We start from the raw sequence: 24,981 nt of genomic DNA, 5'->3' as shown, positions 1-24,981 counted from the left end.
ACAAGGAGCCACGAGTCATGGCCGACTCCAGTTTCGACATCGTGTCCAAGGTCGAGCGGCAGGAGGTCGACAACGCCCTCAACCAGGCCGTGAAGGAGATCTCGCAGCGCTACGACTTCAAGGGAACCAACGCCTCGATCTCGTGGTCGGGCGAGAAGATCCTGATGCAGGCGAGCGGCGAGGAGCGCGTCCTGGCGATCCTCGACATCTTCCAGTCCAAGCTGATCAAGCGCGGGATCTCGCTGAAGTCGCTGGACGTCGAGGGTGAGCCGCAGCTGTCCGGCAAGGAGTACAAGCTCTTCGCGTCGGTGCAGGAGGGCATCTCCCAGGAGAACGCCAAGAAGGTCGCGAAGGCCATCCGGGACGAGGGTCCGAAGGGCGTCAAGGCGCAGGTGCAGGGCGACGAGCTGCGGGTCAGCTCGAAGAGCCGGGACGACCTGCAGGCCGTGCAGGCGCTGCTGAAGGGCAAGGACTTCGACTTCGCGATCCAGTTCGTGAACTACCGCTGACCCGTCGAGGCCGGTGTCCGAATACCGCCAGCCGGATGGTCGGCGGGCCCCACACACTGGGTCGTGAGAGACCCGTGCGGGGAGAGGAACCAGTCATGACCGTGTACGCGTACGTCGACGGCCCCCTGGGCGAGATGCTGCTGGTCGGGCGGCTCGCCGAAGGGGGCCGTGCCGTGCTGTGCTCGCTGTCCCTGCCGGGGCAGAAGGGCGGCGCGGAGGTCGGGGACGGCTGGACGCCCGCGCCGGAGGCGTTCGAGGAGGCCGCGGGGCAGCTGGGCGAGTACTTCGCCGGGCGCAGGGACCGGTTCGAGCTGGAGCTCGCGACGGACGTGGGCACCGCGTTCCAGCGGCGGGTCTGGGAGGCGCTGGACGGGATTCCGTACGGGACGACCGTGTCGTACGGGGAGATCGCCCGCAGGGTCGGTTCGTCCGGGGCCGGGGTGCGGGCGGTGGGGACGGCGATCGGGCGCAATCCGCTGCTCGTGGTGCGGCCCTGCCACCGGGTGATCGGGGCCGACGGGAGCCTGCGCGGGTACGCGGCGGGGCTGGAGCGCAAGGAGCGGCTGCTCGGGCTCGAAGGGGCCGGGGCGCTCGGCCTCGAAGGGGCCGGGTGTGACGGAGGGGCTGTTCCCCCGGGAGCGGGCCGTGGTCGGGCCCGGGGCCGTGCACGTGCCGGGGTGGCTTCCGCTCGCGCGGCAGCGGGAGTTGGTGGAGGCGTGCCGGGAGTGGGGGCGGGGGCCCGTGCCGTACCGGCAGACCGTGCTGCCGGGCGGGGGCGTCATGTCGGTGCGGTCGCTGTGTCTGGGCCGGCAGTGGGTGCCGTACCGCTATCTCGACTCGGTCGGGGTCGAACTGCCGGGCTGGTTGGTCGCGTTGGGCCGGGAGGCGCTGGTGGAGGCGTACGGCGACGACGGCGGCTTCGCTCCCGACACGGCGCTCGTGAACTTCTACGCGCCGGGGGCGCGGATGGGCATGCACCAGGACCGGGAGGAGCGCTCCGGTGCGCCGGTGGTGTCGCTGAGCCTCGGGGACCGGTGCGTCTTCCGGTTCGGGAACGAGGAGAACCGCGGACGGCCCTATCAGGACGTCGATCTGGCCTCCGGTGACCTGTTCGTGTTCGGCCGGGAATCGCGGTGGGTCCATCACGGGGTGCCCCGGGTGCACCCGGGGACGGCCGAGCCGGCGCTCGGGCTGGCGGGACGGCTGAACATCACCCTGAGGGAGACCGGTCTCGCCGCCTAGCCGGAGGGCCTTAGTGTGCGGGGCATGACAGACGAACTGCGCCGGTCGCTCGGCGTCTTCGACGCGGTCGTGATCGGGCTCGGTTCGATGGTGGGGGCCGGGATCTTCGTCGCGCTCGGGCCGGCGGCCGGTGCGGCCGGGTCGGGGGCGGGTCTGCTCTGGGCGCTCGGGGTCGCGGCGGTCGTGGCGTACGCCAACGCGATGGCGTCGGCCCGGCTCGCGGCCCGTTATCCGGCGTCCGGCGGCACCTATGTTTACGGTCGCGAACGCCTGGGGTCCTTCTGGGGGTATCTGGCCGGCTGGGCGTTCGTGGTCGGCAAGACGGCCTCCTGCGCGGCGATGGCACTGACCGTCGGGGCGTACGTGTGGCCGGAGCAGGCGCACGCGGTGGCGGTCGCCGCCGTGGTGGCCCTGACGGCCGTCAACTACGGCGGAGTTCAGAAGTCGGCCCTGGTCACGCGGACCGTCGTGGCGGTGGTCCTCGCGGTGCTCGCGGCCGTGGTCGCGGTGTCCCTGGGCGCCGGCGGGGCGTCCCGCGCCACCCTCGGCGGGGAGCTCGACGCGGGCGGGGTCCTACAGGCCGCCGGTTTGCTCTTCTTCGCTTTCGCGGGGTACGCGCGGATCGCCACGCTCGGCGAGGAGGTCCGCGACCCGGCCCGCACGATCCCCCGCGCCGTGCCGGTGGCGCTCGGGATCGCGCTCGCCGTCTACGGGCTGGTCGCCGTGAGCGTGCTCACCGTCCTCGGCCCGGCGGCCCTCGCCCACTCCCCCGCGCCGCTGGCCGACGCGGCCCGCGCGGCGGGCGCCGGGTGGCTCGTGCCGGCCGTCACGGTGGGCGCGGCGGTCGCGGCGCTCGGCTCGCTGCTCTCGCTGATCCTCGGGGTGTCCCGTACGACCCTGGCGATGGCCAGGGACGGCTACCTGCCGGCCGCGCTGACCGCCGTGCACCCGCGCTTCCACGTGCCGCACCGGGCCGAGGTCGCGGTGGGCGCGGTGGTGGCCGTGGTGGCCGCGACGGCGGACGTGCGGGGCGCGATCGGCTTCTCGTCCTTCGGCGTGCTCGTCTACTACGCCATCGCGAACGCCTCCGCCTGGACCCTGGGCGGCCGGAACCGGCCGCTCGCCGCGCTCGGGCTCGCCGGATGCGGGGCGCTGGCGTTCGCCCTGCCCCTCGGCTCCGTCCTCGCCGGGTCGGGGGTCGTCGCGGTGGGTGTGGTGGCGTGGGCCGTCAGTCGAGGACGAGCCGTACCCCCGCGGCCGTGAGGCCGTCGACGAACTCCCGGAAGGTGGCCGGGCGGCCCTCGGCATAGGGCAGGACGCCGAGGCAGACGCGGGCCACGTCGGCACGGTGCCAGACGACGGTGGTGCCCGCGAGGAGCTCGCCGACCGCCCGGGGCGACCCGACGCCGAGGGCGCGACCGGGGCCGTGCACGGCCTCCCCGAGGGCGCAGAGGAAGGAGTCCTCGTCGACGACGTCGGCGCCGTCGAGGTGGTACGTGGTGCCCGGGACGACCTCCGGGGCGCCGGCGGACCTGCGGGCGGCCTGGGTGAGCCACTCGCCGCGCGCCGCTCCGGTGAACCGCCGCCAGGTGCCGGGTTCGGCGGGCCGGTCGCCCCGCCACAGCTCCCAGACCTCACGGACCTGGTGCGGCACGAGTCCCGACCGGGGGAAGGCCACGGTGAGGTCGACCAGGTCGTGGGCGCGGCGCGAGGCGCCCCAGCCGGTGATGCGACCGGCCTCGGCCTCGTGGTGCACGCTGCCCGTCGCGTCCAGGGCCTGGTAGCGGACGGCCTCGAACTCGGCCGCCCCGGCGGCGAGGGCGTCGCGCAGCCCGCCGCGGGGCGAGCAGCCGACGAAGGTGACGTCGGTGTGGGTCCGGTCGACCGGTTCCGGCGGCGAGACGCGGACGAGGTTCCCGCAGGGCACGGCCGGGGCCCCGGTGTACGACCGGCGGGGCCCCTCGTCCGACTCGACGATCACGACGTCGCCGCGCGCGCCGAGGACCCGGACGCCCGTGAAGCACCAGGCGAAGCCGTCGGGGGTCCTGACGTGGAGGGTGCCGAGCGGCGCCGTGCCCTCCACGACGGCCTGGGTGACGGCCCTGCCCAGCTCGCCGCGCGGCTCGCAGCCGCGCACCTCGTGGACGGGGCGCGGCGGCGGCACGGGCTCTCCGTACAGGCCGTCGACGTCCGTGCAGAGGGCGACGGCGTACACGCCGGAGACGAGGGCGTACTTCGGGTTCCGCACCGGTCCCTCAGTGGGCCTGGTAGCCGTACGCGGCGTGCGCCTGGTCCGTGGGGACGATCTCCTTGCCGAGGGGCAGCAGGGAGACGGGGATCATCTTGAAGTTGGCGATGCCGAGCGGGATGCCGATGATCGTGATGCACAGGGCGATGCCGGTGGTGATGTGCCCGAGGGCGAGCCACCAGCCGGCGAGGATCAGCCAGAGGACGTTGCCGATGCAGGAGGGCGCTCCCGCGTCGCGGCGGTCGACGACGGTCTGACCGAACGGCCAGAGGGCGTAGAGGCCGATGCGGAACGCGGCGAGCCCGAAGGGGATGCCGATGATCGTGATGCAGAGCAGGACGCCCGCGAGCATGTAGCCGAGGAACATCCAGAATCCGCACAGGATCAGCCATATGACGTTGAGGATTGTCTTCACGGGCGGCGACCTGCCATCTGTTCGAGCCGGGCGATGCGCTCGGCCATCGGCGGATGGGTCGAGAACATCTTGGACAGACCCTGTCCGGGACGGAAGGGGTTCGCGATCATCATGTGGCTCGCGGTCTCGATCCGGGGCTCCGGAGGCAGGGGGAGCTGCTTGGTGCCCGCTTCCAGCTTGCGCAGCGCGCTGGCCAGCGCGAGTGGATCACCGGTGAGCTGGGCGCCCGAGGCGTCGGCCTCGTACTCGCGGGAGCGGGAGATGGCGAGCTGGATGATCGAGGCGGCGATGGGGCCCAGGATGACGATCATGAGGTAGCCGAGGAGGCCGGGGCCGTCGTCGTCGCTGGAGCGGCCGATCGGGATCAGCCAGGCGAAGTTGACCAGGAACATGACCACGGACGCGAGCGCTCCGGCGACCGAGGAGATCAGGATGTCCCGGTTGTAGACGTGGCTCAGCTCGTGGCCGATGACGCCGCGCAGCTCGCGCTCGTCGAGGATCGCGAGGATGCCCTCGGTGCAGCAGACGGCGGCGTTGCGCGGGTTGCGGCCGGTGGCGAACGCGTTCGGCGCCTGGGTCGGCGAGATGTAGAGCCGGGGCATCGGCTGGCGGGCCTGGGTGGAGAGCTCGCGCACCATCCGGTAGAGCGCCGGTGCCTCGAACTCGCTGACCGGGCGGGCCCGCATGGCCCGCAGCGCCAGCTTGTCGCTGTTCCAGTACGCGTACGCGTTGGTGGCGAGCGCCACGACGAGGCCGACGATCAGCCCCGTACGCCCGAAGAAGCTGCCGATGACGATGATGAGGGCGGAGAGCCCTCCGAGGAGTACGGCGGTCCTCAGCCCGTTGTGCCGGCGGTGCACGGTACGCCCTCCTGGTGGTGCGGCAGGGGAACCCTTCGCTTCGTGGCGGTCCTCCCCCGGACTTCGTCAGGGGGGACCACCACGTCCAGTGGACCCTCCCGTACTGGTCAACGCCAGGCGGGAGGCGCGGGTTCCCCGGGCCGCACCGGGACGGCTGTGGGCCGTTCGGGTGATCAGCGGGCCGCCGGGACGCCCAGCTTCTCCAGGGTGGCGGCGGTGGGCTCGACCTCGCTGGTGCAGTGGGCGCAGCGGGAGGCGATGGCCGGGATCTCGGTGAAGCAGCGGGGGCAGTCGCGCTTCTCCGACTTGGGGTCGGCGGCCTCCGCCTTGGCGAACCTGTCCTGGATCTTCGTCATGGGGACGACGATCAGGAAGTACAGGACGGCGGCCGTGATGACGAACGCGATGACGGCGGCGATGGCCAGGCCGTACGGGAAGACCGTGCCCTGGACCTTGAAGCTGGCCTCGCTGAAGTCGCCGACGGAGCCGGTGGCGAGACCGATGAGCGGGGTGATGAACGCCTTGCTGAAGCCGGTGACGACAGCCGTGAACGCCGATCCGACGGCCAGACCGATGGCCATCGAGATGACGTTCCCGCGAAGTATGAAGTCCTTGAATCCGTTCAGCACGGGGTGTTGCTCCTCGGTTCTCTGTGGGGGGGGGATCAGAACAGCGCCGTCGCCGCGAAGCGGAGGGCGATCTGCGGGTAGCCCGACAGGACGACTCCGGCGGCGGCGGTCAGCGCGATCGCCAGGGTGACCGGCGCGGGGGCCCTGTGCACGGCGGGCGCCCCCTCCGGCGTACGGAAGAGCAGGGCCGTCCAGCGCAGGTAGTAGTACAGCGCGATCACGACGTTGAGGCCCATGATCACGGCCAGCCAGCCCAGGCCCGCGTCGACGGCCGCCGAGAAGACGGTCACCTTGGCGAAGAGGCCGATGATACCCGGGGGCAAACCGGCCAGATTCAGGAGGAAGAACCCGAGCGCGAGGGCCGCGGCGGGGCTGGCCGCGTACAGGCCCCGGTAGTCCTCGATCCGGTTGCCGGGGTGCGTACGGGCGACGAGCGCGACGACCGCGAAGGCGCCGAGGTTCACGACGGCGTACATCAGGGCGTACGCGACGGTGGCGCCGACCTGGTCGTCGCTGGAGTACGCGGCCGCGGCGATCGGCACCAGGAGGTAGCCGGCCTGGGCGACGGAGGACCAGGCGAGCAGGCGTACCGCGCTCCACGCGCGCGTGGGGACCTGGCGGAGGGCGGCGACGTTGCCGGCCGTCATGGTGAGCGCGGCGAGGACGGCGAGCGCCGGGCCCCACACGTCCGCGTACGACGGGAAGGCGACGACCGTGACCAGGATGAGTCCGGTGAAGCCGACGGCCTTGCCGACCACGGAGAGGTAGGCGGCGACGGGCAGCGGGGCGCCCACGTAGGTGTCGGGCACCCAGAAGTGGAAGGGCACGGCGGCCGTCTTGAAGGCGAAGCCGACCAGGGTGAGGGCGACGCCGGCCTCGGCGAGCGTCTGGAGCTGCCCGGGGACGTCGTCGAGGCGCTGGGCCAGCTCCGTGAGGTGCAGGGTCCCGGTCGCCGCGTACACGAAGCTCGCGCCGAGCAGGGTCACGGCGGTCGCGGTGACGGACGACAGGAAGAACTTGAGCGCGGCCTCGCCGGACATCCGGTCGCCGCGCTTCAGGCCGACGAGCGCGAAGGCCGGCAGCGAGGCCACCTCCAGGGCGACGACGAGCGTCGCCAGGTCGCGCGAGGCCGGCAGCAGCGCGGCGCCGGCGGCCGAGGACAGCAGCAGGAACCAGAACTCGCCCGCCGGGAGCTTCTCCCGGGTCTCCGACAGCGACAGCAGCGCCGTCAGGAGCGCGCCGCCGAGGACGAGCAGCTGGATGACCACCGTGAAGTGGTCGGCGGTGTAGCTGCACGCCGTCAGCTGCGTGTCGGCGGTCAGGCAGAAGGTCTCCCGGTCGCCGGCCCGCAGCGGGACGAGCAGCGCGAGCGCGGCGGTGAGGCCGCCGATCGCGGTCCAGCCGAGGAGCCGCTTGCGCTCCGGCGGCACGAAGAGGTCGGCGACGAGGACGACGAGCGCCACCACGGCCGTCAGGGTCGGGGGCGCGATCGTGAGCCAGTCGACGGACTGGACGAGCGACCCGCTGGCGAACGACGTCACTGGGTGCCTCCGGCGAGGAGCTTCTGGACGGCCGGGTCGGTGAGGCCGAGGAGGACGGCGGGCCAGAGCCCGGCGAGGACGGTGAGGGCGACGAGCGGGGTCCAGGCGGCGAACTCGTACCCCTGGACGTCGGCGATCGCCGCCTCCCCTGCGGGCCGCGCGCCGCCCATGCAGACGCGGCGCACGACGACGAGGAGGTAGGCGGCGGTGAGCAGGGTGCCGAACGCGCCGATCGCCATGAACGTGAGGAAGGCGGGGCGGCTGAGGCCCGCGGCGGGTTCGAAGGCGCCGAACAGGGCCAGCATCTCGCCCCAGAAGCCGGCCAGGCCGGGCAGGCCGAGGGAGGCGACGGCGGCGAAGGCGAGGAGCGCGCCGAGGCGCGGGGCACGGCCGTAGAGGGCTGCCCCGGTGGCGCCGGCGAGGGTGTCGAGGTCGGCGGTGCCGTACCGGTCCTTGACCGCGCCGACCAGGAAGAACAGCAGGCCGGTGACGAGGCCGTGGGCGATGTTCGCGAACAGGGCGCCGTTGACCCCGGTGGGGGTCATGGTCGCGATGCCGAGCAGTACGAAGCCCATGTGGCCGACGGAGGAGTACGCGATGAGGCGCTTCAGGTCGCCCTTGGCTCCGGGGCGGGCGAGCGCGAGGCAGGCGAGCGACCCGTAGACGATCCCGGCGACGGCGAACGCCGCGAGGTACGGCGCGAACGTCCGCATCCCGTCCGGTGCGATCGGCAGCACGATCCGGACGAAGCCGTACGTGCCCATCTTCAGGAGCACACCGGCGAGGAGGACCGAGCCGACCGTCGGGGCGGCGGTGTGGGCGTCCGGGAGCCAGCTGTGCAGCGGCCACATCGGGGTCTTCACCGCGAGCCCGAGGCCGATCGCGAGAACGGCGACGACCTGCACGGACGTGGTCAGGCCGCGGCCGTTGTCGGCGGCGAGTGCCAGCATGTCGAAGGTGCCGGCCTTCACTCCGATGAGGAGCAGGCCGAGCAGCATGACGACGGAGCCGAGCAGCGTGTAGAGGATGAACTTCCAGGCGGCGGCCTGCCTGCCCTCGCCGCCCCAGCGGGCGATGAGGAAGTACATCGGGACGAGGACCATCTCGAAGGCCAGGAAGAACAGGACGAGGTCGAGGACGGCGAAGGTGGCGAGGGTGCCGGACTCCAGGACGAGCAGGAGCGCGACGAAGCCCTTCGCCGACGGCCCCGCCGGCATCTTGAAGTAGCTGTAGAGCGCGCAGAGGAAGGTCAGCAGCGCGGTCAGGACCAGGAGGGGGAGGGAGATGCCGTCGACACCGAGGTGGATGCGCACGTCGAGTGCCCTGATCCAGCTGATGTCCGTCGTGGCCTGCATCGTCGACGGGTGGTCGTGGTCGAAGCCGAGCGCGAGGACGATCGCGGCCAGCAGGATCACACCGGTGACGGTGACGCCGTGGCGGAGCACGGCCTGGTCGGGGGACTTCCCCTTCAGCCCGGGCGGGGCGGGGAGAAGGGCGGCGGCGGCGCCGACGAGCGGGCCGGCGACGATCGCCACCAGAAGGAACTGCATCACGGATTCGCTGATATCGATCACGGCTCACGCTCCGGCGACGGCGTTGGCGAGGGCGACGGCGGCGATCGCCAGGACGACGGAGCCGGCGAGCAGGACGCTCAGATAGGTCTGGACGTTGCCGGTCTGGGCGCGGCGGACGAGCCAGCCGAGCCCCTTGGCGGAGTCCGCGGCGCCGCGGACGTAGGTGTCGACGACCTCGCGGTCCAGGAAGCGGACCAGGGAGGCCGCGGCGACGACGGGGCGGACGAAGGCGGCCCGGTAGACGGCGTCCAGGTGGAAGCCGGCCGCCGCGGAGCCGTGCAGCGGCCCCAGGAGGGCGCGGCCGGGGTCGGCCGGGTCCTCGGCGGGGTGCGGCAGGTGCAGCGCCTCGGCCTCGACCTGGCCCGCCTCGGCGTCCGGGTGGGCGACGTGCGGGACGGGCACCGCCGCGGGGGTCCTGGCGGCGAGGGTGCGCCAGACCGCGTACGTGATCGCCGCTCCGGCCGCCGCGAGGCCCGTGCCCAGGACGGCCGTGGTCAGCGTCGGGGTGAGGGCGTGCCCGTCGAACCAGTCGTCGAGGTACGTGACGGTCAGGCCGAAGCCCATCGAGGGGATCGCGAGGACCCACAGGACGGCCGTCATGGCGATCGGCTGGCGGCCGTGGTCGGGCGCCTCGGCGCCTCGGCCCCGGAAGGTCCGCAGCCACAGGCGGAGCGCGTAGGCGGCCGTCAGGAGGGCCGTCAGGAGGCCCGCGACGAGGACGGTCCAGCCGGCCCCGGCGGGGGCGACGTCCCGGTCGCCGAGCGCGGTGTGCTCGGCGGCCACCAGGACGGCCTCCTTCGAGAAGAAGCCGGCGAAGGGCGGGATCGCGGCGAGCGCGAGGAGGGCGACGGTCATCGTCCAGTACGCGTCCGGGACGCGCTTCGCGAGGCCGCTCATCCGGGACATGGCGGTGAGCGAGTTCGTGCCGGCGGCGTGGATGACGGTGCCGGCGGCGAGGAACAGCAGCGCCTTGAACGCGGCGTGCGAGAGGAGGTGGAAGACGGCCGCCCCGCGGTCTCCGACGGCGAGGGCGCCGGCCATGTAGCCGAGCTGGCCGATCGTCGAGTAGGCGAGGACCCGCTTGATGTCGTCCTGCGCGAGCGCGGCGAGCGCCGAGCCGACCATCGTCACCGCGGCCATCACGGCGAGCACGGTCATCGCGGCGGCCGAGGCGGCGAACACAGGCAGCAGCCGGGCCGTGAAGTAGATGCCGGCGGCGACCATCGTCGCCGCGTGGATGAGCGCGGAGACGGGGGTGGGGCCGGCCATCGCGTCCGGGAGCCAGGTGTGCAGCGGGAACTGCGCGGACTTGCCCGCCACGCCCGCGAGCAGCAGCAGGGCGATCAGCGTGGGGTGGTCGAGGCCGCCGCTCGCGACGGTGCCGAGGACGCCGGTGATCTGGAAGGTGCCGGCGTCGGTGGCGAGCGCGAAGAGGCCGATGAGGAAGGGGACGTCGCCGAGCTTGGTGACGAGGAAGGCCTTCAGGGACGCGGCCCGCGCCTCGGGCGTCTCCCAGTAGTGGCCGACGAGGAAGTACGAGCAGATGCCCATGATCTCCCAGCCGACCAGGAGCACCATCAGGTCGCCGGAGTAGACGACGAGCAGCATCGCGGAGGTGAAGAGGGAGACGAGCGCGGCGTACGAGGGGTAGCGCGGGTCCTCGCGGAGGTAGCCGGTCGAGTACACCTGCACACAGGTCGCGATCACGCAGACGAGCACGGCGACGAGGGCGGCGAAGCCGTCGATGTAGAGGCTCAGGTCGATGGGGACGGAGCCGGTCGGCGTGAGCTGGGTGGAGGCCTCGATGGTCTTCCCGCCGCCCTGGCGGACGGCGACGAGGACGGCCAGGACGGCCGCGGCGAGCGTCGGGAGCACGGCGAGCGGGCGGACGAAACCGGGCGCGGTGCGGCCGAGGAGGAGTCCGGCGACGGAGCCGAGGAAGGGCAGGAGGGGGACGAGGACGGCGAGGGTGGTCGTGGTCACGCGGCGGCCTCGGCCTTCTCGTCGGTGGGTTCCCTCCGGCCGTCGGGGATGTCCGACTCCTCGGCCGTGTCGCGGAGGCGGTCGATGTCCGAGGTCCCCTTGCTGCGGTGGACCATCAGGACGATCGCCAGACCGATGCCGATCTCCGCGGCGGCGATGGCGATGGTGAAGAGGGTGAGGGCCTGGCCCGCGTGCAGGGTGTCGCGGAGCCAGACGTCGAAGGCGACCAGGTTGAGGTTGACGGCGTTGAGCATCAGCTCGACGGACATCAGGACCAGGATCGCGTTGCGGCGGGCGAGGACGCCGTACAGGCCGACGCAGAAGAGCAGGGCGGCGAGGACGGCGGGGTAGGCGAGGTGCATCAGCGCTCCTGCTCCTTCTTGCGGGAGAGGACGATCGCGCCGACCAGCGCCGCGAGGAGGAGCACCGAGAGCGCCTCGAAGGGCAGCACCCAGTGCCGGAAGAGGACGGCGCCGGTGACCTCGGTCGAGCCCTGGACGGCACCGTCGAGGTCGATCCACGTCGTGCGGAAGGCGTCGACGACCACCCAGACCAGGGCGACGGCGGCGGTCAGCGCGACCGCGAGGGCGACCGGCCGGTTGCCGGAGTCGGCGTCCGGGGAACGGCCGATGGGCGCCTTGGTGAGCATCAGGCCGAAGAGGAGGAGGACGACGACGGAACCGACGTAGATCAGCACCTGCACCCAGGCGATGAACTCCGCGGTCAGGAGCAGGTACTCGACGGCGAGCCCGCCGAGCGCCACGACCAGCCACAGCGCGGCGTGCACGAGCTGCCGGGTGGTGACCGTGACGAGGGCCGCGCCGAGGGTCACGAGGCCGACGAGGACGAAGGCGATCTCGACGCCGGAGGGCGAGAGGAAGCCCTGCGTCTGCTGCGCCGTGGCGGCGAGGGTCACTGCTGGTCCTCCTGGGCCTCGGCCGCGGCGGCCGCGGCGGCGGCCTTCTCCGCGGCCTTGCGGGCGGCGGCGATCTCCTTCGGCTCCTCCGCGCGCGGGTCGAGCGCGGGCGGCTCGGGCACCGTCCACATCCACTCTCGGAGCTTGTCGCGCTCGTGGGTGAGCTCGTGGATGTCGGTCTCCGCGTACTCGAACTCCGGCGACCAGAACAGCGCGTCGAACGGGCACACCTCGATGCAGATGCCGCAGTACATGCAGAGGGAGAAGTCGATGGCGAACCGGTCGAGGACGTTCCGGCTGCGCTCGCGGCCGCCGGGCGCGGCGGCCGGCACCGTCTCCTTGTGGGAGTCGATGTAGATGCACCAGTCGGGGCACTCACGGGCGCACAGCATGCACACCGTGCAGTTCTCCTCGAACAGGCCGATGACCCCGCGCGTACGGGGCGGCAGCTCGGGCTGCACCTCCGGGTACTGCGCGGTGACCGTCTTCCTCGTCATCGTGCGGAGGGTGACGGCGAGGCCCTTGGCGAGGCCGGAGCCGGGGATGGGAGGCATGGTTACTGGATCGCCACCTTCACGATGCCGGTGAGTGCGATCTGCGCGAGCGCGAGCGGGACGAGGGCCGTCCAGGCCAGCTTCTGGAGCTGGTCCTCGCGCAGCCGCGGGTACGTCACCCGCAGCCAGATCACGACGAACGCGAGGACCGCGGTCTTGAGCAGGGTCCACACCCAGCCCAGGCCGTCGCCCCCGAAGGGGCCGTGCCAGCCGCCGAGGAACAGGACGGTGGTGAGACCGCACAGCACGACGATGCCCGCGTACTCGGCGAGCAGGAACAGGGCGAAGCGCAGGCCGGTGTACTCCGTGTACGCGCCGAAGATGATCTCCGAGTCGGCGACCGGCATGTCGAACGGCGGCCGCTGGAGCTCCGCGAGACCCGCCACGAAGAAGACGACCGCGCCGACGATCTGCCACGGCACCCACCACCACTCGAAGGCGTCCAGGACGCCGGGGATCGAGACGGTGCCGGCGGCCATCGCGACGGACGCGGCGGCGAGCAGCATCGGAAGTTCGTACGCGAGCAGCTGGGCGGCCGTCCGCAGACCGCCGAGCAGCGAGAACTTGTTCGCCGACGCCCAGCCCGCCATCAGGCTGCCGAGGACGCCGACGCCCATCACGGCCAGCGCGAAGAAGATGCCCGCGTCGATCACCTGGCCGACGGCGCCCTCGCCGGGCCCGATCGGGATCACGACGAGCACGAGCAGGTACGGCAGGAGCGCGACGGCCGGCGCGATCTGGAAGACCCGGCGGTCGGCCTCGGCCGGCACCACGTTCTCCTTCTGTGCGAACTTCACGCCGTCCGCGACCAGCTGCGCCCAGCCGTGGAACCCGCCCGCGTACATGGGGCCCAGCCGTCCCTGCATGTGCGCCATGACCTTGTGCTCCGCCTGTCCCACGACGAGCGGCAGCACCAGGAACACCGCGAGCAGGATCAGCAGCCGCAGGGCGACGTCGAGTGCGTCATTCACGCGGGATCGCCTCCGGCGGGGTCGGTCGGTTCTTTGCCGCCCTTCGGGGCGGCGGGTTCGTCGGACGCGGGGGCCGCGCCGTCGTCCGGCTCGGCCGCGCCGTCCTGGGGCTCCGGCTTGCCAGCCGGCCCGGGCTGGTCGCCTTGCGGCTCGGGCCCGGCGGCCGCGGCGGGCTCTTCGGCCTGCGGCTCGGGCTCGGCGGCCGGGGCAGGCTGGTCGGCCTGCGGCTCGGGCTCGGCGGCCGACCCGGGCTTTTCGGCCTGCGGCTCGGGCCGGTCGGCCGGGGCGGCGGGGGCCTCGGGTCCCGCCTCCGTGCCGCCGTCCGCGGTGGGCGGGGCTGCCGGTTCGTCGTCGAAGGCCGGGCGGGCGTGGTGCCACGGGGCGTCCGAGCTGCGGGTGCGCGGGGTGGCCGGGGCGGCGCCCTCCGCGCGGGGGGCCTGGCTGGCCGAGCCGTCGGCCGCCGAGCGGCTGCGGCGCGGCGGGCGGGCCGCCGGGGATTCGGGGGCCGCGTCCGGGGCCGGAGTGCCGGTCGCCCCGCCGGGGGCGGGGGTCACGGCCTCGGGGGTCGGGGCCGCCGGGGCCTGGCTGGCGGAGCCTTCCGTGACCGAGCGGGCGCGGCGGACGGGGCGGTCGCCGGCGGCGGCGCGGGCCGGGCGGTCGCCGGCGGCGGCGCGGGCGGGGCGGGCGGGGGCAGGGGGGAGCTGGCCCTTGAGGGGGCCCCATTCGTTGGGGTCGGGGACGCCCGGAGGGAGCATCTGGCGGCGCTTGGGGCCGCCGCCGTCGTGGGACTCGCCCGGCTCCTTGGCTCCGGGCCAGGCCTTGGCGACGCGGGCGGCGAGGACGAAGTCCTTGCGGAGGGGGTGGCCCTCGAAGTTCTCGGGGAGGAGGAGGGGGACGAGGTGGGGGTGGCCGGCGAAGTCGACGCCGAACATCTCGTGGGTCTCGCGCTCGTGCCAGCCGGCGCCCGCGTACACCTCGATCGCCGTCGGGAGGACGGGCGCGGAGTGCGGGACCGTCGTGCGGAGGAGGAGGCGGCGGGGTCGGCCGCCGGCGAGGGACACCACGTGCGCGCAGACGCGGAAGCCGGTGCCCGGCTCGTCGACCGCGCTCAGCCAGTCGAAGTAGGTGCAGCCCAGCGCGTCGCGGGCGGTGGTGAGGGCGGCGATCCAGGACGCCGGCGGGACGTCGACGGTCAGCAGGTCGTACGCCTGCTCCGCCGTCGCCTCCTCGCCGAAGACGTCCGTCACGGCGCCGGGGAGGGAGTCGTACGCGCTCATGCGGTGCCTCCCGGCGGCGGGACCAGGGGGCTCGTCAGCTGGGAGACGGAGGCGGCGGTGGCGTACCGCTCGGCCAGGTTCTCCCGGGCGATCTTCTCCTGGAGCTTGAGGATGCCCTGGAGCAGCGCTTCGGGGCGGGGCGGGCAGCCGGGCACGTACACGTCGACGGGGATGATCTGGTCGACGCCCTTGGTGACGGAGTACGAGTCCCAGTAGGGGCCGCCGCAGTTGGAGCAGGCGCCGAAGGAGATGACGTACTTCGGCTCGGGCATCTGCTCGTAGAGCCGCTTCACGGCCGGGGCCATCTTGTCCGTCACCGTGCCGGAGACGATCATCAGGTCGGCCTGGCGCGGGCCGGGCGCGAAGGGGATCACGCCGAGCCGGATGAAGTCGTGCCGGGCCATCGACGCAGCGATGAACTCGATCGCGCAGCAGGCGAGGCCGAAGTTGAAGACCCACAGGCTGTAGCGGCGGCCCCAGTTCAGGACCACCTTCATGGGCTCGGGGGCCAGGCGGGCGAGCGGCCCCAGCTTGGGAGCGGGCACGGGTGCGGGCAGCGGTGTTACGTCCATGACAGGACGCCCTTCTTGTACGCGTAGAGCAGCCCCACGGCCAGGAAGCCGAGGAAGACGAACATCTCGACCAGGGTCGCGGCGCCGTAGCCGGGCGCGGCGAAGACCGTCGCCCAGGGGAAGAGGAAGATCGAGTCGACGGCGAAGACGACGTAGAGGAAGGCGTACACGTAGTAGCGGACCTGGGTGTGCGCCCAGCCCTCCCCCACGGGGTCGACACCGCACTCGTACGTGAGGAGCTTCTCGGGCGTCGGCACGACCGGCCTGAGCAGCCGGTTGGCCGTGAACGCCACGGCCACGAAGAGCACGCCGACGACGGCGAGCAGGCCGACGACGGAGTACGTCTGGAAGTAGTCCGCCGCGTCGGCCGCGACAACGGTCGGTTCCCGCACGTCCGCCCCTCGGTCTCGTTGTCTCATGAGTCACTTCTGTACGGACGCGAGTCTAGGCCCTGCTAAAGGGACCGTAAGCAGTCGCGGGTGGGGATAACCCCCCTCCCCCTCACCCACCTCCCCCATGGCATCGCGCCGTCCCCGACCGGCACTCTGGGGACCATGAGCGCCGATCTTGATCCCGCCGAGTCCACCGACTCCGCCGCCGCCCCCCGCCCGCCGCTCCGGTTCGCCTACGGGAAGGAGACCTGGAAGGAGATCGCCTTCCTCCTCTCCAACCTCTTCACGGCGGTGGCCGGATTCGTCTACGCGGTCGTGAGCGTCCTCCTCGGCGTGGGCCTCTCGGTCACCGTCATCGGCCTCCCGCTGCTCGCCCTCGGGCTCGGCGGCGCGCGCTGGATCGGCCGCTCGGAACGCGCCCGCGCCCGCGGCCTGCTCGGGGTCCGCGTCCCCGAGCCGTCCCCGCTGCCCCGGCGCCGCGGCTTCTTCACCTGGCTGTGGACCTCCCTGAAGGACCCGGTGGCCTGGCGGACCCAGCTCTACGGGCTGATCCGGCTGCCCTGGGGGATCGTGACGTTCACCGTCGGCCTGGTCTCGCTGTTCGTCCTCTGGCCCGTCCTGCCGTTCCTCGCCCGCGGCCTCTCCCACGCCGACCGCGCCATGGTCCGGGGGCTGCTCTCCCCCTCCGACGAGCTGGAGCGGCGGATCGCCGAACTCGAATCGGACCGCGGCGTCGTCGTCGACACCGCCGCCGCCGACCTGCGGCGCATCGAACGCGACCTCCACGACGGCGCCCAGGCCCGGCTCGTCGCCCTCGCCATGGGCCTCGGCCTCGCGAAGGAGAAGCTGCTCGACGACCCGGAGACGGCCGCGGCGATGGTCGACGAGGCGCACGGCGAGGTCAAGCTCGCCCTCCAGGAACTCCGCGACCTCGCCCGCGGCATCCACCCCGCCGTCCTCACCGACCGCGGCCTCGACGCCGCCCTCTCCGCCGTCGCCTCCCGCTGCACCGTGCCGGTGAAGGTCGGCGTCGACCTGGCGGAGCGGCCCGCCGAGGCCATCGAGGGCATCGCCTACTTCACCGTCTCCGAACTCCTCCAGAACGTCTCCAAGCACGCCCGCGCCCGCTCCGCCTCCGTCGACGTCTGGCGCGCCGACGACCGGCTCCTCCTCCAGGTCCGGGACGACGGTGTCGGCGGCGCCCGCCTCGACGGCGGCACCGGCCTCGCGGGGCTCGCCGAACGACTCGGCGCCGTCGACGGCCTCCTCGTCCTCGACTCCCCCGACGGCGGCCCGACGACCGTGACGGCGGAGCTGCCGTGGCGGTCGCGACCGGGGGCGTGACGGGCGCGGGCAGGTGGGGTGGGGGGTGCGGGGGTGGGGGGTGCACGGGTGGGGGTGCACGGGTGCCCGTACGCGGGGATCCGCGGCGCCGGCTCCCCGCCGGCTCCCCCGGCTCCCCCGGCTCCTTCCCGCTCCCGCCAGTCCCCCTTCCGGCTCCCCGGCCCCTCCGGGTAGGGAAAACCCCCGCCCGTAGACGCCCACCCGCCTCATGGTCCGGATCGCGGCGGAACGGAAGGCTGGAGCACGTACCGCCGGACCTGTCCGAGCATCCTGAGTAGAGAAGGACGACCGATGGCCTCCCCCCGTCTTCCCGCCGCGATCCGCGCGCCGTTCGAGGCCCGCACCTGGCGTGCCTTCGGCTACGTGCTGATCGGGCTGCCGCTCAGCGTCTTCTGGTTCTCGCTGTCCGTCGCTTTCGTGTCGGCCGGTGCGGGGCTGCTCATCACGTTCCTCGGGGTGCCGATCCTCGCCGGGGCGCTCGCCATGTGCCGGGGCTTCGGCGCCGTGGAACGGGCCCGGGCGCGCGGTCTGCTCGGGCACGACGTGGGCGCGCCGGAGCCGGTGCGCGGCCGGACCGGCGGGGCGTTCTCGTGGATGGGGGCCATGCTGAAGAGCGGCGCGTCCTGGCGGCACCTGCTGTACGCGGTCGTGCACATGCCGTGGGCGGTGTTCTCGTTCTCCGTGACGGTGGCCCTCTGGACCTGGGGCTGGAGCCTCTTCACGTACCCGCTGTGGCAGTGGGTCTTCCCCACCTGGGTGGGACAGGACGGCATCCAGCTGTACGGCGACGCCACCCACTCCTTCTACCTCGACGCGCCCTTCGAGATCGCCGTCACCAGCCTCATCGGCCTCGTCTTCGTCCTCATCGGCCCCTGGGTGCTGCGCGGACTCGTCTCCGTCGACCGACTCCTCGTCACCGGCCTCCTCGGCCCCTCCCGGCTCGCCTCCCGCGTCACCGAACTGGAGTCCGACCGCGGCATCGTCGTCGACACCGCCGCCGCCGACCTGCGGCGCATCGAACGCGACCTCCACGACGGCGCCCAGGCCCGGCTCGCCGCGCTCGCCATGGACCTGGGGCTCGCCAAGGAGAAGCTCTCCCAGGACCCCCAGGCGGCGGCCGTCCTCGTCGACGAGGCGCACGGCGAGGTCAAGCTCGCCCTCCAGGAACTCCGCGACCTCGCCCGCGGCATCCACCCCGCCGTCCTCACCGACCGCGGCCTCGACGCCGCCCTCTCCGCCGTCGCCTCCCGCTGCGCCGTCCCCGTCTCCGTCTCCGTCGACCTCCCCGCCCGCCCCGTACCCGCCATCGAGGGCATCGCCTACTTCACCGTCTCCGAGCTCCTCCGCAACGTCACCTCGCACGCCCGCGCCCGGCGCGCCTGGGTCGACGTCTGGCGCAGCGGCGACCGCCTCATGATCCAAGTGCGCGACGACGGGGTCGGCGGCGCCGAGGTCTCCGACGGCCACGGCCTCGCCGCCCTCTCCGCCCGCGTCGACGCCGTCGACGGCGTCCTCGCCGTCTCCTCCCCCGCCGGCGGTCCCACGTCGGTGACGGCCGAACTTCCCTGGCGCGCGTAGCCCTCAGCGGGCGGCGATCGGGGCCCCTGCGCTGCGGCTCCAGCCGGGGGGCCTCCTTGAACCCGCACTCCGCCGCCCGCCGGGCCTCTGCCCCCTGGTTGTGGGCAGAGGCGGGGACGCCGCCGTTCGGTTAAGAGGGATGTTCACGGTGGGGTGGGGGGCGGTGACATGCTGGGGGTTGTTGTCGGGTTGTGGGAGTGGGGGGCGTGGTGGAGCGGGTTCGGGTGGTCATCGCGGAGGATTCGGTGCTGCTGCGGGAGGGGCTGACGCGGCTGCTGACGGATCTGGGGCACGAGGTCGTCGCGGGGGTGGGGGACGGCGAGGCGCTGGTGGAGACGGTGGCCGGCCTCGCGGGCGAGGGCGCGCTGCCGGACGTGGTGGTGGCGGACGTGCGGATGCCGCCGACGCACACGGACGAGGGCGTGCGGGCGGCGGTGCGGCTGCGGAAGGAGCACCCGGGACTGGGTGTGCTCGTGCTGTCGCAGTACGTGGAGGAGCAGTACGCCACCGAACTGCTGGCCGGTTCCAGCCGGGGTGTGGGGTATCTGCTGAAGGACCGGGTCGCGGAGGTCCGGGAGTTCGTGGACGCGGTGGTGCGGGTGGCCGGGGGCGGTACGGCCCTGGACCCGGAGGTGGTGCAGCAGCTGCTGGGGCGGAGCCGTCAGCAGGACGTGCTGGCGAACCTGACCCCGCGGGAGCGGGAGGTCCTGGGCCTCATGGCGGAGGGCAGGACGAACTCGGCGATCGCGAAGGCGCTGGTGGTGAGCGACGGCGCGGTGGAGAAGCACATCAGCAATATTTTCCTGAAGCTGGGCCTTTCCCCGAGTGACGGTGATCATCGCCGGGTACTTGCGGTGTTGACGTATCTGAAGTCCTGATCATCTGACACCTTGTCAGATAGCCTGGCCCTAGACCCAAGGGATGAGACGGAATGTGACTTTCCGGAACACTCCGGGTGGCGACAGAACGTGACGATTCAGGGCAAGAGGGCGTCTCAAAAAGAGGTCCGGCATGCGAGAAGTCCCGGGAGGGCCCTCCCTGCCGTCGTAGGGTGGGCCTCGGGACGGGCGGTGATCCACCGGCCGTGTCCCGAGCCTTCTCCGCCTCCGGCGGAGAGTCCCCTTGCCGCGAGGGAGGTCCAGTTCAGTGACCAGCCAGGTCAGTAGCGAGGCCGGTGAGGCCCTGCTCGGGGAGCAGCGCAGCGCCCCGGCGACGTCGCACCACGGCACCGAGAAGGAAGTGCGCCGGCTCGACCGGGTGATCATCCGCTTCGCGGGCGACTCCGGTGACGGCATGCAGCTCACGGGTGACCGGTTCACCTCGGAGACGGCGTCCTTCGGGAACGACCTCTCCACGCTGCCGAACTTCCCGGCCGAGATCCGGGCACCCGCCGGAACCCTCCCGGGCGTCTCGTCCTTCCAGCTGCACTTCGCCGACCACGACATCCTGACGCCGGGCGACGCCCCGAACGTGCTGGTCGCGATGAACCCCGCCGCGCTGAAGGCCAACATCGGGGACGTACCGCGCGGCGGCGAGATCATCGTCAACACCGACGAGTTCGCCAAGCGCGCCATGGCCAAGGTCGGCTACGCGACCTCGCCCCTCGAAGACGGCTCCCTGGACGCGTACCACGTGCATCCGGTGCCGCTGACGACGCTGACGATCGAGGCCCTCAAGGAGTTCGGCCTGTCCCGGAAGGAGGCCGAGCGGAGCAAGAACATGTTCGCGCTCGGGCTGCTCTCGTGGATGTACCACCGGCCGACCGAGGGCACCGAGACCTTCCTGCGCCAGAAGTTCGCGAAGAAGCCGCAGATCGCCGAGGCGAACGTGGCCGCCTTCCGGGCCGGCTGGAACTTCGGGGAGACCACCGAGGACTTCGCCGTCTCCTACGAGGTCGCCCCCGCGACCCGGGCCTTCCCCACCGGCACGTACCGCAACATCTCGGGGAACCTGGCCCTCTCGTACGGGCTGATCGCCGCGGGCCGCCAGGCGGACCTGCCGCTCTACCTCGGCTCGTACCCGATCACCCCCGCCTCGGACATCCTCCACGAGCTGTCCAAGCACAAGAACTTCGGCGTGCGCACCTTCCAGGCCGAGGACGAGATCGCCGGCATCGGCGCCGCGCTCGGCGCGGCCTTCGGCGGCTCCCTCGCGGTGACGACGACGTCCGGCCCCGGCGTGGCGCTCAAGTCCGAGACCATCGGCCTGGCCGTCTCCCTGGAGCTGCCGCTGCTGATCGTCGACATCCAGCGCGGCGGCCCGTCCACCGGCCTGCCGACCAAGACCGAGCAGGCCGACCTCCTCCAGGCCATGTACGGGCGCAACGGCGAGGCCCCGGTCCCGGTCGTGGCCCCCAGGACCCCGGCGGACTGCTTCGACGCGGCCCTGGAGGCCGCCCGGATCGCGCTCACCTACCGCACCCCGGTCTTCCTCCTCTCCGACGGCTACCTCGCCAACGGCTCCGAGCCCTGGCGGATCCCCGAGGTCGAGGAGCTCCCCGACCTGCGGACCCTGTTCGCCACCGGCCCGAACCACACGCTCGACGACGGCACCGAGGTCTTCTGGCCGTACAAGCGCGACCCCGAGACCCTCGCCCGCCCGTGGGCCGTGCCCGGCACCCCGGGCCTCGAACACCGCATCGGCGGCATCGAGAAGCAGGACGGCACGGGCAACATCTCGTACGACCCCGCCAACCACGAGTTCATGGTCCGCACCCGTCAGGCCAAGATCGACGGCATCGACGTCCCCGACGTCGAGGTCGACGACCCGGACGGCGCGAGCACCCTGGTCCTGGGCTGGGGCTCCACCTACGGCCCGATCACAGCGGCCGTCCGCCGCCTCCGGGTCGCCGGCAAGCCCATCGCCCAGGCCCACCTGCGCCACCTCAACCCCTTCCCGAAGAACCTCGGCGAGGTCCTGAAGCGGTACGAGAAGGTCGTCGTCCCCGAGATGAACCTCGGCCAGCTCGCCACCCTCGTCCGGGCGAAGTACCTCGTCGACGCCCGCAGCCACACCCAGGTCAACGGCATGCCGTTCAAGGCCGAGCAGCTCGCCGCCGCCCTCAAGGAGGCCATCGATGCCTGAGCCCACGGAGACCCTGCTCAGCCTGGTCCCCAAGGCCGAGGCGCAGCAGACCATGAAGGACTTCAAGTCCGACCAGGAGGTCCGCTGGTGTCCCGGCTGCGGTGACTACGCCGTGCTCGCCGCCGTCCAGGGGTTCATGCCCGAACTCGGCCTGGCGAAGGAGAACATCGTCTTCGTCTCCGGCATCGGCTGCTCCTCCCGCTTCCCGTACTACATGAACACCTACGGGATGCACTCCATCCACGGCCGCGCCCCGGCCATCGCCACCGGCCTCGCCACCTCCCGCCGCGACCTGTCGGTGTGGGTCGTCACCGGCGACGGCGACGCGCTGTCCATCGGCGGCAACCACCTGATCCACGCCCTGCGCCGCAACGTGAACCTCAAGATCCTGCTCTTCAACAACCGGATCTACGGGCTCACCAAGGGCCAGTACTCCCCCACCTCCGAGGTCGGCAAGATCACCAAGTCGACCCCGATGGGCTCCCTCGACTCCCCCTTCAACCCGGTGTCGCTGGCTCTCGGCGCGGAGGCCTCCTTCGTCGCCCGCACGGTCGACTCCGACCGCAAGCACCTCACCGAGGTCCTTCGCCAGGCCGCCGCGCACGACGGCACCGCGCTGGTCGAGATCTACCAGAACTGCAACATCTTCAACGACGGCGCCTTCGAGGTCCTCAAGGACAAGGACCAGGCCCAGGAGGCCGTGATCCGGCTGGAGCACGGGCAGCCGATCCGCTTCGGCACCGACGACGCCAAGGGCGTCGTCCGCGATCCCGCCACCGGCGACCTCCAGGTCGTCGCCGTCACCCCGGAGAACGAGTCGCGGATCCTCGTCCACGACGCCCACTCCGCCACCCCCACGACGGCCTTCGCGCTCTCGCGGCTCGCCGACCCGGACACCCTCCACCAGACCCCCATCGGCGTCTTCCGGTCCGTCGAACGACCGGTGTACGACACGCTGATGGCGGAACAGCTGGAGACCGCCGTGGAACGGCACGGCAAGGGCGACCTCGGTCAGCTCCTCGCCGGCAACGACACCTGGACGGTCGTCGGCTGACCCGCCCGTACGGCGTCGGGGGCCCGGTCCACGGGAACGGACCGGGCCCCTTTCACGTGCCCTTCGCCGCCGCCTCGTCGAACTTCCCGAGGAAGCGGGGCACTCCGCCCTTCACCTGCCAGAGGAAGAGGCCCAGGAGGGCGACGGGCAGGTTCCCCTCCGTCCGGTTCACGTACTCCTTGATGAGCCCTTGGTACGAGCTCCGCACCAGGCTGTTCCGGACACCCGCGGCCACCGATTCGGCGTTGTTGGCGCTCGCGGTACGCAGCCCCTGGAGCGCCCAGTTGGCGGCGTCGTACGCCTCCGTCGCGAACCGTTCGACGGGGGTCCCGGCGGAGAGACCCCAGCGCTTCCGGTAGGCGGCCGTGAACGTCCGCGCCGCCGGGAGCCCGTCGGGATCCACGTAGCCCGTGCCGAAGTACCAGCCTTCGGCGGCCGGGCCCGCGACGGCGAGGAACTCGGGCTGGAGCACGTACTCGACGCTGCCGCAGGGGCCCCGGTAGCCCTGGTCGCGCAGGGCCCTGGCACACAGCGCGGCCCGGCGCGGCGACGCCCCCGCGAAGAACACGCCCTGCGGGTCGGTCGCGAGGGCGGCTCGTACGGCGGCGCCGAAGTCCTCGCTGTCCGCCTCCACGGGGTGCGAGGTCACCGACCCGTCCTTCTTCCCCGACGGTGGGTAGTCCTTCAGGTTCTTGACGAGCAGCCAGCTGTACTCTCCGGCGGCCCGGTCCTCCACGACGGCGGTCCGGTAGGCCTTGTGCTCGACGAGATAGCGGAGGAAGGCAAGGGACATCATCCCCTGCTGGGTTCGGGGCTGGAAGTAGGTGGTCTTGGCATCCTGGCCCCTGATCTGAGTGGCCGGGACGTCGGCGATGACGCTCGCCAACGACATCGCGTGGAGCGTGAGTTCGTTCGCGGCGGCGGCAGCGGTCGGCGCCGTCGTCGGCCCCAGGACGCCGATCAGTCTCGGGTCCTTGAGCAGAGCCAGCGCGGCAGCCTTGGCGCGCTCCGGCTTCCCCCCGTCGTCCTCGACCCGGAGGCGTACGTCGCATGGCCGGTCGGCGCGGGCGTTGAACTCCTCCACGGCCAGCCGGATGCCTCGCTCCTGCCCCCGCCCGTCCGACTTGGTGGGGCCGCTCAGATCTGTGAGGACGCCGATCGTGTACGAGGCGAGGGGGCCGCCGGTGCCGCCCGTTCCCGTGCCCGGCCCGCCCGGTGAGCGGGTCAGGAGCCAGGCGGTGAGGCCGCCGGCGCCCGCGACGGCGGCGGTGGAGCCGGCGATCAGCAGCCGACGCCGCGAGACTCCCGTGGGCCGGTCCTCCTGGGTGAGCAGGGTCGGGTCGGCGACGGGCAGGTCGAGGACGCGGGTGGAGCGCTGGGCGATCAGCGCGGGCAGGCCGGGTGGGAGCCAGTCGCCCGCCGGGCCGTCGGCCTCGCCCAGCGCGGCCCGCACGTCGGCGGCCGTGGGCCGGGCCGCCGGGTCCTTGGCGAGGCAGGCGGTGACCAGGGGCAGGAGGGTGTCGGGCACGTCGTCGAGGTCGGGTTCCTCGTGGACGGTGCGGTAGACGACGGCCGCCACCGCGCCCGCGCCGAAGGGCCGTTCGCCGGTGAGGGCGTAGGCGAGGACGCAGCCAAGCGAGAAGACGTCGCTGGCCGGGCCGACCTCGCCGGCGCCGGTGACGCGGGCCTGTTCCGGTGCGAGGAAGCCGGGGGTGCCGATCATCGCGTCGGTGGCGGTCAGGGCGGTCGCTCCGGCGGAGCGGGCGATGCCGAAGTCGATGAGGCGGGGCCCGTCGAGGGCGAGGAGGACGTTGCCGGGCTTGACGTCGCGGTGGACGAGCCCGGCCTCGTGCATGTCGACGAGCGCGGAGGCGAGCCGGGCGCCCAGGGCCCGGACGGTCGGCTCGGGGAGGGCGCCGTGCAGGGCGACGGCCTCGGCGAGCGAGGGCCCTGGCACGTACTCGGTGGCGAGCCAGGGTTCGCGGGCCTCCGGGTCCGCGCCGAGGACGCGGACGACCCAGCGGCCGGTGATGCGCTCGGCGGCGCGGGCCTCGCGGCGGAACCGCTCCCGGAAGCCGGGGTCGGCCGCGTGCTCGGCGCGGATGAGCTTGAGCGCGGCGAGCGTCCCGCCGGCGGAACGGGCGAGGAAGACCACGCCCATGCCGCCGGCGCCGAGCCGCCCGAGGAGCCGGTAGCCGGCGAGGGTCGACGGGTCGGCCTTGCGGAGCGGCTGCACGG

General features: G+C 72.8%; 23 protein-coding genes and 1 pseudogene. 9 read left to right on the top strand and 15 right to left on the bottom strand.

Annotated features, from left to right (window positions below; genetic code table 11):
* Positions 1 to 17 precede the first annotated feature (17 nt).
* The 4 genes and pseudogenes from ACFCY7_RS20570 (at position 18) to ACFCY7_RS20555 (ending at position 3,014) form a co-directional block, all read left to right on the top strand.
* Positions 18 to 509, top strand: a complete 492-nt coding sequence (locus tag ACFCY7_RS20570) for a YajQ family cyclic di-GMP-binding protein (RefSeq protein WP_367827665.1) — start codon at positions 18 to 20, stop codon at positions 507 to 509.
* A 95-nt stretch (positions 510 to 604) separates the two neighbouring features.
* A pseudogene (locus ACFCY7_RS20565) lies at positions 605 to 1,093 on the top strand (methylated-DNA--[protein]-cysteine S-methyltransferase); the annotation flags it as partial.
* 28 nt (positions 1,094 to 1,121) lie between these two features.
* Positions 1,122 to 1,751 (top strand): alpha-ketoglutarate-dependent dioxygenase AlkB, encoded by a 630-nt coding sequence (locus ACFCY7_RS20560; RefSeq protein ID WP_376487073.1) that lies wholly within the window; start codon positions 1,122 to 1,124, stop codon positions 1,749 to 1,751.
* Positions 1,752 to 1,775: 24 nt separating this feature from the next.
* The gene (locus ACFCY7_RS20555) at positions 1,776 to 3,014 is read left to right on the top strand and encodes an APC family permease (RefSeq protein WP_376487070.1); all 1,239 of its coding nucleotides are present in this window, start codon (positions 1,776 to 1,778) and stop codon (positions 3,012 to 3,014) included.
* On the opposite strand, the gene ACFCY7_RS20550 is transcribed toward ACFCY7_RS20555, so the two are convergent.
* The 14 genes from ACFCY7_RS20550 to ACFCY7_RS20485 form a co-directional block, all read right to left on the bottom strand.
* The gene (locus ACFCY7_RS20550; RefSeq protein ID WP_376487068.1) at positions 2,980 to 3,999 is read right to left on the bottom strand and encodes a hypothetical protein; all 1,020 of its coding nucleotides are present in this window, start codon (positions 3,997 to 3,999) and stop codon (positions 2,980 to 2,982) included. The genes ACFCY7_RS20555 and ACFCY7_RS20550 overlap by 35 nt on opposite strands.
* A gap of 7 nt (positions 4,000 to 4,006) precedes the next feature.
* The gene (locus ACFCY7_RS20545) at positions 4,007 to 4,414 is read right to left on the bottom strand and encodes a YccF domain-containing protein (RefSeq protein WP_376487066.1); all 408 of its coding nucleotides are present in this window, start codon (positions 4,412 to 4,414) and stop codon (positions 4,007 to 4,009) included.
* Complete coding sequence (gene htpX / locus ACFCY7_RS20540) at positions 4,411 to 5,274, bottom strand: zinc metalloprotease HtpX (RefSeq protein ID WP_376487064.1); 864 nt, start codon at positions 5,272 to 5,274, stop codon at positions 4,411 to 4,413. The genes ACFCY7_RS20545 and htpX overlap by 4 nt, the downstream gene beginning before the upstream one ends.
* A gap of 173 nt (positions 5,275 to 5,447) precedes the next feature.
* On the bottom strand, positions 5,448 to 5,903 hold the full coding sequence (gene mscL, locus ACFCY7_RS20535) for a large conductance mechanosensitive channel protein MscL (RefSeq protein ID WP_376487062.1): 456 nt from the start codon (positions 5,901 to 5,903) through the stop codon (positions 5,448 to 5,450).
* A 35-nt stretch (positions 5,904 to 5,938) separates the two neighbouring features.
* Positions 5,939 to 7,444, bottom strand: coding sequence for an NADH-quinone oxidoreductase subunit N (locus tag ACFCY7_RS20530; protein WP_376487060.1), 1,506 nt, complete (start codon positions 7,442 to 7,444; stop codon positions 5,939 to 5,941).
* A complete protein-coding gene (locus ACFCY7_RS20525) occupies positions 7,441 to 8,994 on the bottom strand; it encodes a NuoM family protein (protein ID WP_376487098.1) in 1,554 nt (517 codons plus the stop codon). The genes ACFCY7_RS20530 and ACFCY7_RS20525 overlap by 4 nt, the downstream gene beginning before the upstream one ends.
* A gap of 27 nt (positions 8,995 to 9,021) precedes the next feature.
* The gene (locus tag ACFCY7_RS20520; protein ID WP_376487057.1) at positions 9,022 to 11,001 is read right to left on the bottom strand and encodes an NADH-quinone oxidoreductase subunit L; all 1,980 of its coding nucleotides are present in this window, start codon (positions 10,999 to 11,001) and stop codon (positions 9,022 to 9,024) included.
* Positions 10,998 to 11,363, bottom strand: coding sequence for an NADH-quinone oxidoreductase subunit NuoK (nuoK, locus tag ACFCY7_RS20515; protein ID WP_376487055.1), 366 nt, complete (start codon positions 11,361 to 11,363; stop codon positions 10,998 to 11,000). Before nuoK ends, ACFCY7_RS20520 begins: the two co-directional genes overlap by 4 nt.
* Positions 11,363 to 11,917, bottom strand: coding sequence for an NADH-quinone oxidoreductase subunit J (locus ACFCY7_RS20510; RefSeq protein ID WP_376487054.1), 555 nt, complete (start codon positions 11,915 to 11,917; stop codon positions 11,363 to 11,365). The genes nuoK and ACFCY7_RS20510 overlap by 1 nt, the downstream gene beginning before the upstream one ends.
* The gene (locus ACFCY7_RS20505; RefSeq protein WP_367827653.1) at positions 11,914 to 12,471 is read right to left on the bottom strand and encodes an NADH-quinone oxidoreductase subunit I; all 558 of its coding nucleotides are present in this window, start codon (positions 12,469 to 12,471) and stop codon (positions 11,914 to 11,916) included. The genes ACFCY7_RS20510 and ACFCY7_RS20505 overlap by 4 nt, the downstream gene beginning before the upstream one ends.
* A gap of 2 nt (positions 12,472 to 12,473) precedes the next feature.
* A complete protein-coding gene (locus ACFCY7_RS20500; RefSeq protein WP_376487050.1) occupies positions 12,474 to 13,442 on the bottom strand; it encodes an NADH-quinone oxidoreductase subunit H in 969 nt (322 codons plus the stop codon).
* A complete protein-coding gene (locus ACFCY7_RS20495; protein WP_376487047.1) occupies positions 13,439 to 14,719 on the bottom strand; it encodes an NADH-quinone oxidoreductase subunit C in 1,281 nt (426 codons plus the stop codon). The genes ACFCY7_RS20500 and ACFCY7_RS20495 overlap by 4 nt, the downstream gene beginning before the upstream one ends.
* Positions 14,716 to 15,291: an NADH-quinone oxidoreductase subunit B gene (locus ACFCY7_RS20490; protein ID WP_376487045.1), complete on the bottom strand. Its 576-nt coding sequence runs from the start codon at positions 15,289 to 15,291 to the stop codon at positions 14,716 to 14,718. Before ACFCY7_RS20490 ends, ACFCY7_RS20495 begins: the two co-directional genes overlap by 4 nt.
* Positions 15,282 to 15,710 (bottom strand): NADH-quinone oxidoreductase subunit A, encoded by a 429-nt coding sequence (locus ACFCY7_RS20485; RefSeq protein ID WP_376487043.1) that lies wholly within the window; start codon positions 15,708 to 15,710, stop codon positions 15,282 to 15,284. Before ACFCY7_RS20485 ends, ACFCY7_RS20490 begins: the two co-directional genes overlap by 10 nt.
* Positions 15,711 to 15,845: 135 nt before the next feature.
* Between ACFCY7_RS20485 and ACFCY7_RS20480 the strand changes: the two genes are divergently transcribed.
* The 5 genes from ACFCY7_RS20480 to ACFCY7_RS20460 all read left to right on the top strand — a co-directional run bounded on the left by ACFCY7_RS20480 (position 15,846) and on the right by ACFCY7_RS20460 (position 22,743).
* Positions 15,846 to 17,027 carry a sensor histidine kinase gene (locus tag ACFCY7_RS20480; protein WP_376487041.1) on the top strand — a complete coding sequence of 394 codons (1,182 nt, stop codon included), beginning with the start codon at positions 15,846 to 15,848 and terminating at the stop codon, positions 17,025 to 17,027.
* A gap of 291 nt (positions 17,028 to 17,318) precedes the next feature.
* Positions 17,319 to 18,605: a sensor histidine kinase gene (locus tag ACFCY7_RS20475; RefSeq protein WP_376487039.1), complete on the top strand. Its 1,287-nt coding sequence runs from the start codon at positions 17,319 to 17,321 to the stop codon at positions 18,603 to 18,605.
* Positions 18,606 to 18,811: 206 nt separating this feature from the next.
* Positions 18,812 to 19,483 carry a LuxR C-terminal-related transcriptional regulator gene (locus tag ACFCY7_RS20470; RefSeq protein WP_376487037.1) on the top strand — a complete coding sequence of 224 codons (672 nt, stop codon included), beginning with the start codon at positions 18,812 to 18,814 and terminating at the stop codon, positions 19,481 to 19,483.
* A 268-nt stretch (positions 19,484 to 19,751) separates the two neighbouring features.
* Positions 19,752 to 21,689, top strand: coding sequence for a 2-oxoacid:acceptor oxidoreductase subunit alpha (locus ACFCY7_RS20465; protein ID WP_376487035.1), 1,938 nt, complete (start codon positions 19,752 to 19,754; stop codon positions 21,687 to 21,689).
* Entirely contained in the window at positions 21,682 to 22,743 is a 1,062-nt protein-coding gene (locus ACFCY7_RS20460; protein ID WP_376487033.1) for a 2-oxoacid:ferredoxin oxidoreductase subunit beta, read from the top strand. The genes ACFCY7_RS20465 and ACFCY7_RS20460 overlap by 8 nt, the downstream gene beginning before the upstream one ends.
* Before the next feature lie 52 nt (positions 22,744 to 22,795).
* Here the strand turns inward: ACFCY7_RS20460 and ACFCY7_RS20455 are convergent, their stop codons facing one another.
* Complete coding sequence (locus ACFCY7_RS20455; RefSeq protein ID WP_376487032.1) at positions 22,796 to 24,979, bottom strand: bifunctional serine/threonine-protein kinase/ABC transporter substrate-binding protein; 2,184 nt, start codon at positions 24,977 to 24,979, stop codon at positions 22,796 to 22,798.
* Positions 24,980 to 24,981 lie beyond the last annotated feature (2 nt).

Origin of the sequence: Streptomyces sp. NPDC056361 (assembly GCF_042262805.1) — a bacterium.
Lineage (GTDB): Bacteria > Actinomycetota > Actinomycetes > Streptomycetales > Streptomycetaceae > Streptomyces.
The sequence above is the reverse complement of the archived record's forward strand: the minus strand, read 5'-3'. Positions and strand labels throughout refer to the sequence as shown.

Bases quoted from the DNA above. Each gene is read 5' to 3' on its own strand.
- ACFCY7_RS20495 (WP_376487047.1), bottom strand. From the start codon at position 14,719: ATGAGCGCGTACGACTCCCTCCCCGGCGCCGTGACGGACGTCTTCGGC.
- ACFCY7_RS20555 (WP_376487070.1), top strand. From the start codon at position 1,776: ATGACAGACGAACTGCGCCGGTCGCTCGGCGTCTTCGACGCGGTCGTG.
- ACFCY7_RS20460 (WP_376487033.1), top strand. From the start codon at position 21,682: ATGCCTGAGCCCACGGAGACCCTGCTCAGCCTGGTCCCCAAGGCCGAG.
- ACFCY7_RS20525 (WP_376487098.1), bottom strand. From the start codon at position 8,994: ATGCAGTTCCTTCTGGTGGCGATCGTCGCCGGCCCGCTCGTCGGCGCC.
- ACFCY7_RS20480 (WP_376487041.1), top strand. From the start codon at position 15,846: ATGAGCGCCGATCTTGATCCCGCCGAGTCCACCGACTCCGCCGCCGCC.
- ACFCY7_RS20490 (WP_376487045.1), bottom strand. From the start codon at position 15,291: ATGGACGTAACACCGCTGCCCGCACCCGTGCCCGCTCCCAAGCTGGGG.
- ACFCY7_RS20485 (WP_376487043.1), bottom strand. From the start codon at position 15,710: ATGAGACAACGAGACCGAGGGGCGGACGTGCGGGAACCGACCGTTGTC.
- ACFCY7_RS20570 (WP_367827665.1), top strand. From the start codon at position 18: ATGGCCGACTCCAGTTTCGACATCGTGTCCAAGGTCGAGCGGCAGGAG.
- ACFCY7_RS20505 (WP_367827653.1), bottom strand. From the start codon at position 12,471: ATGCCTCCCATCCCCGGCTCCGGCCTCGCCAAGGGCCTCGCCGTCACC.
- nuoK (WP_376487055.1), bottom strand. From the start codon at position 11,363: ATGCACCTCGCCTACCCCGCCGTCCTCGCCGCCCTGCTCTTCTGCGTC.
- ACFCY7_RS20475 (WP_376487039.1), top strand. From the start codon at position 17,319: ATGGCCTCCCCCCGTCTTCCCGCCGCGATCCGCGCGCCGTTCGAGGCC.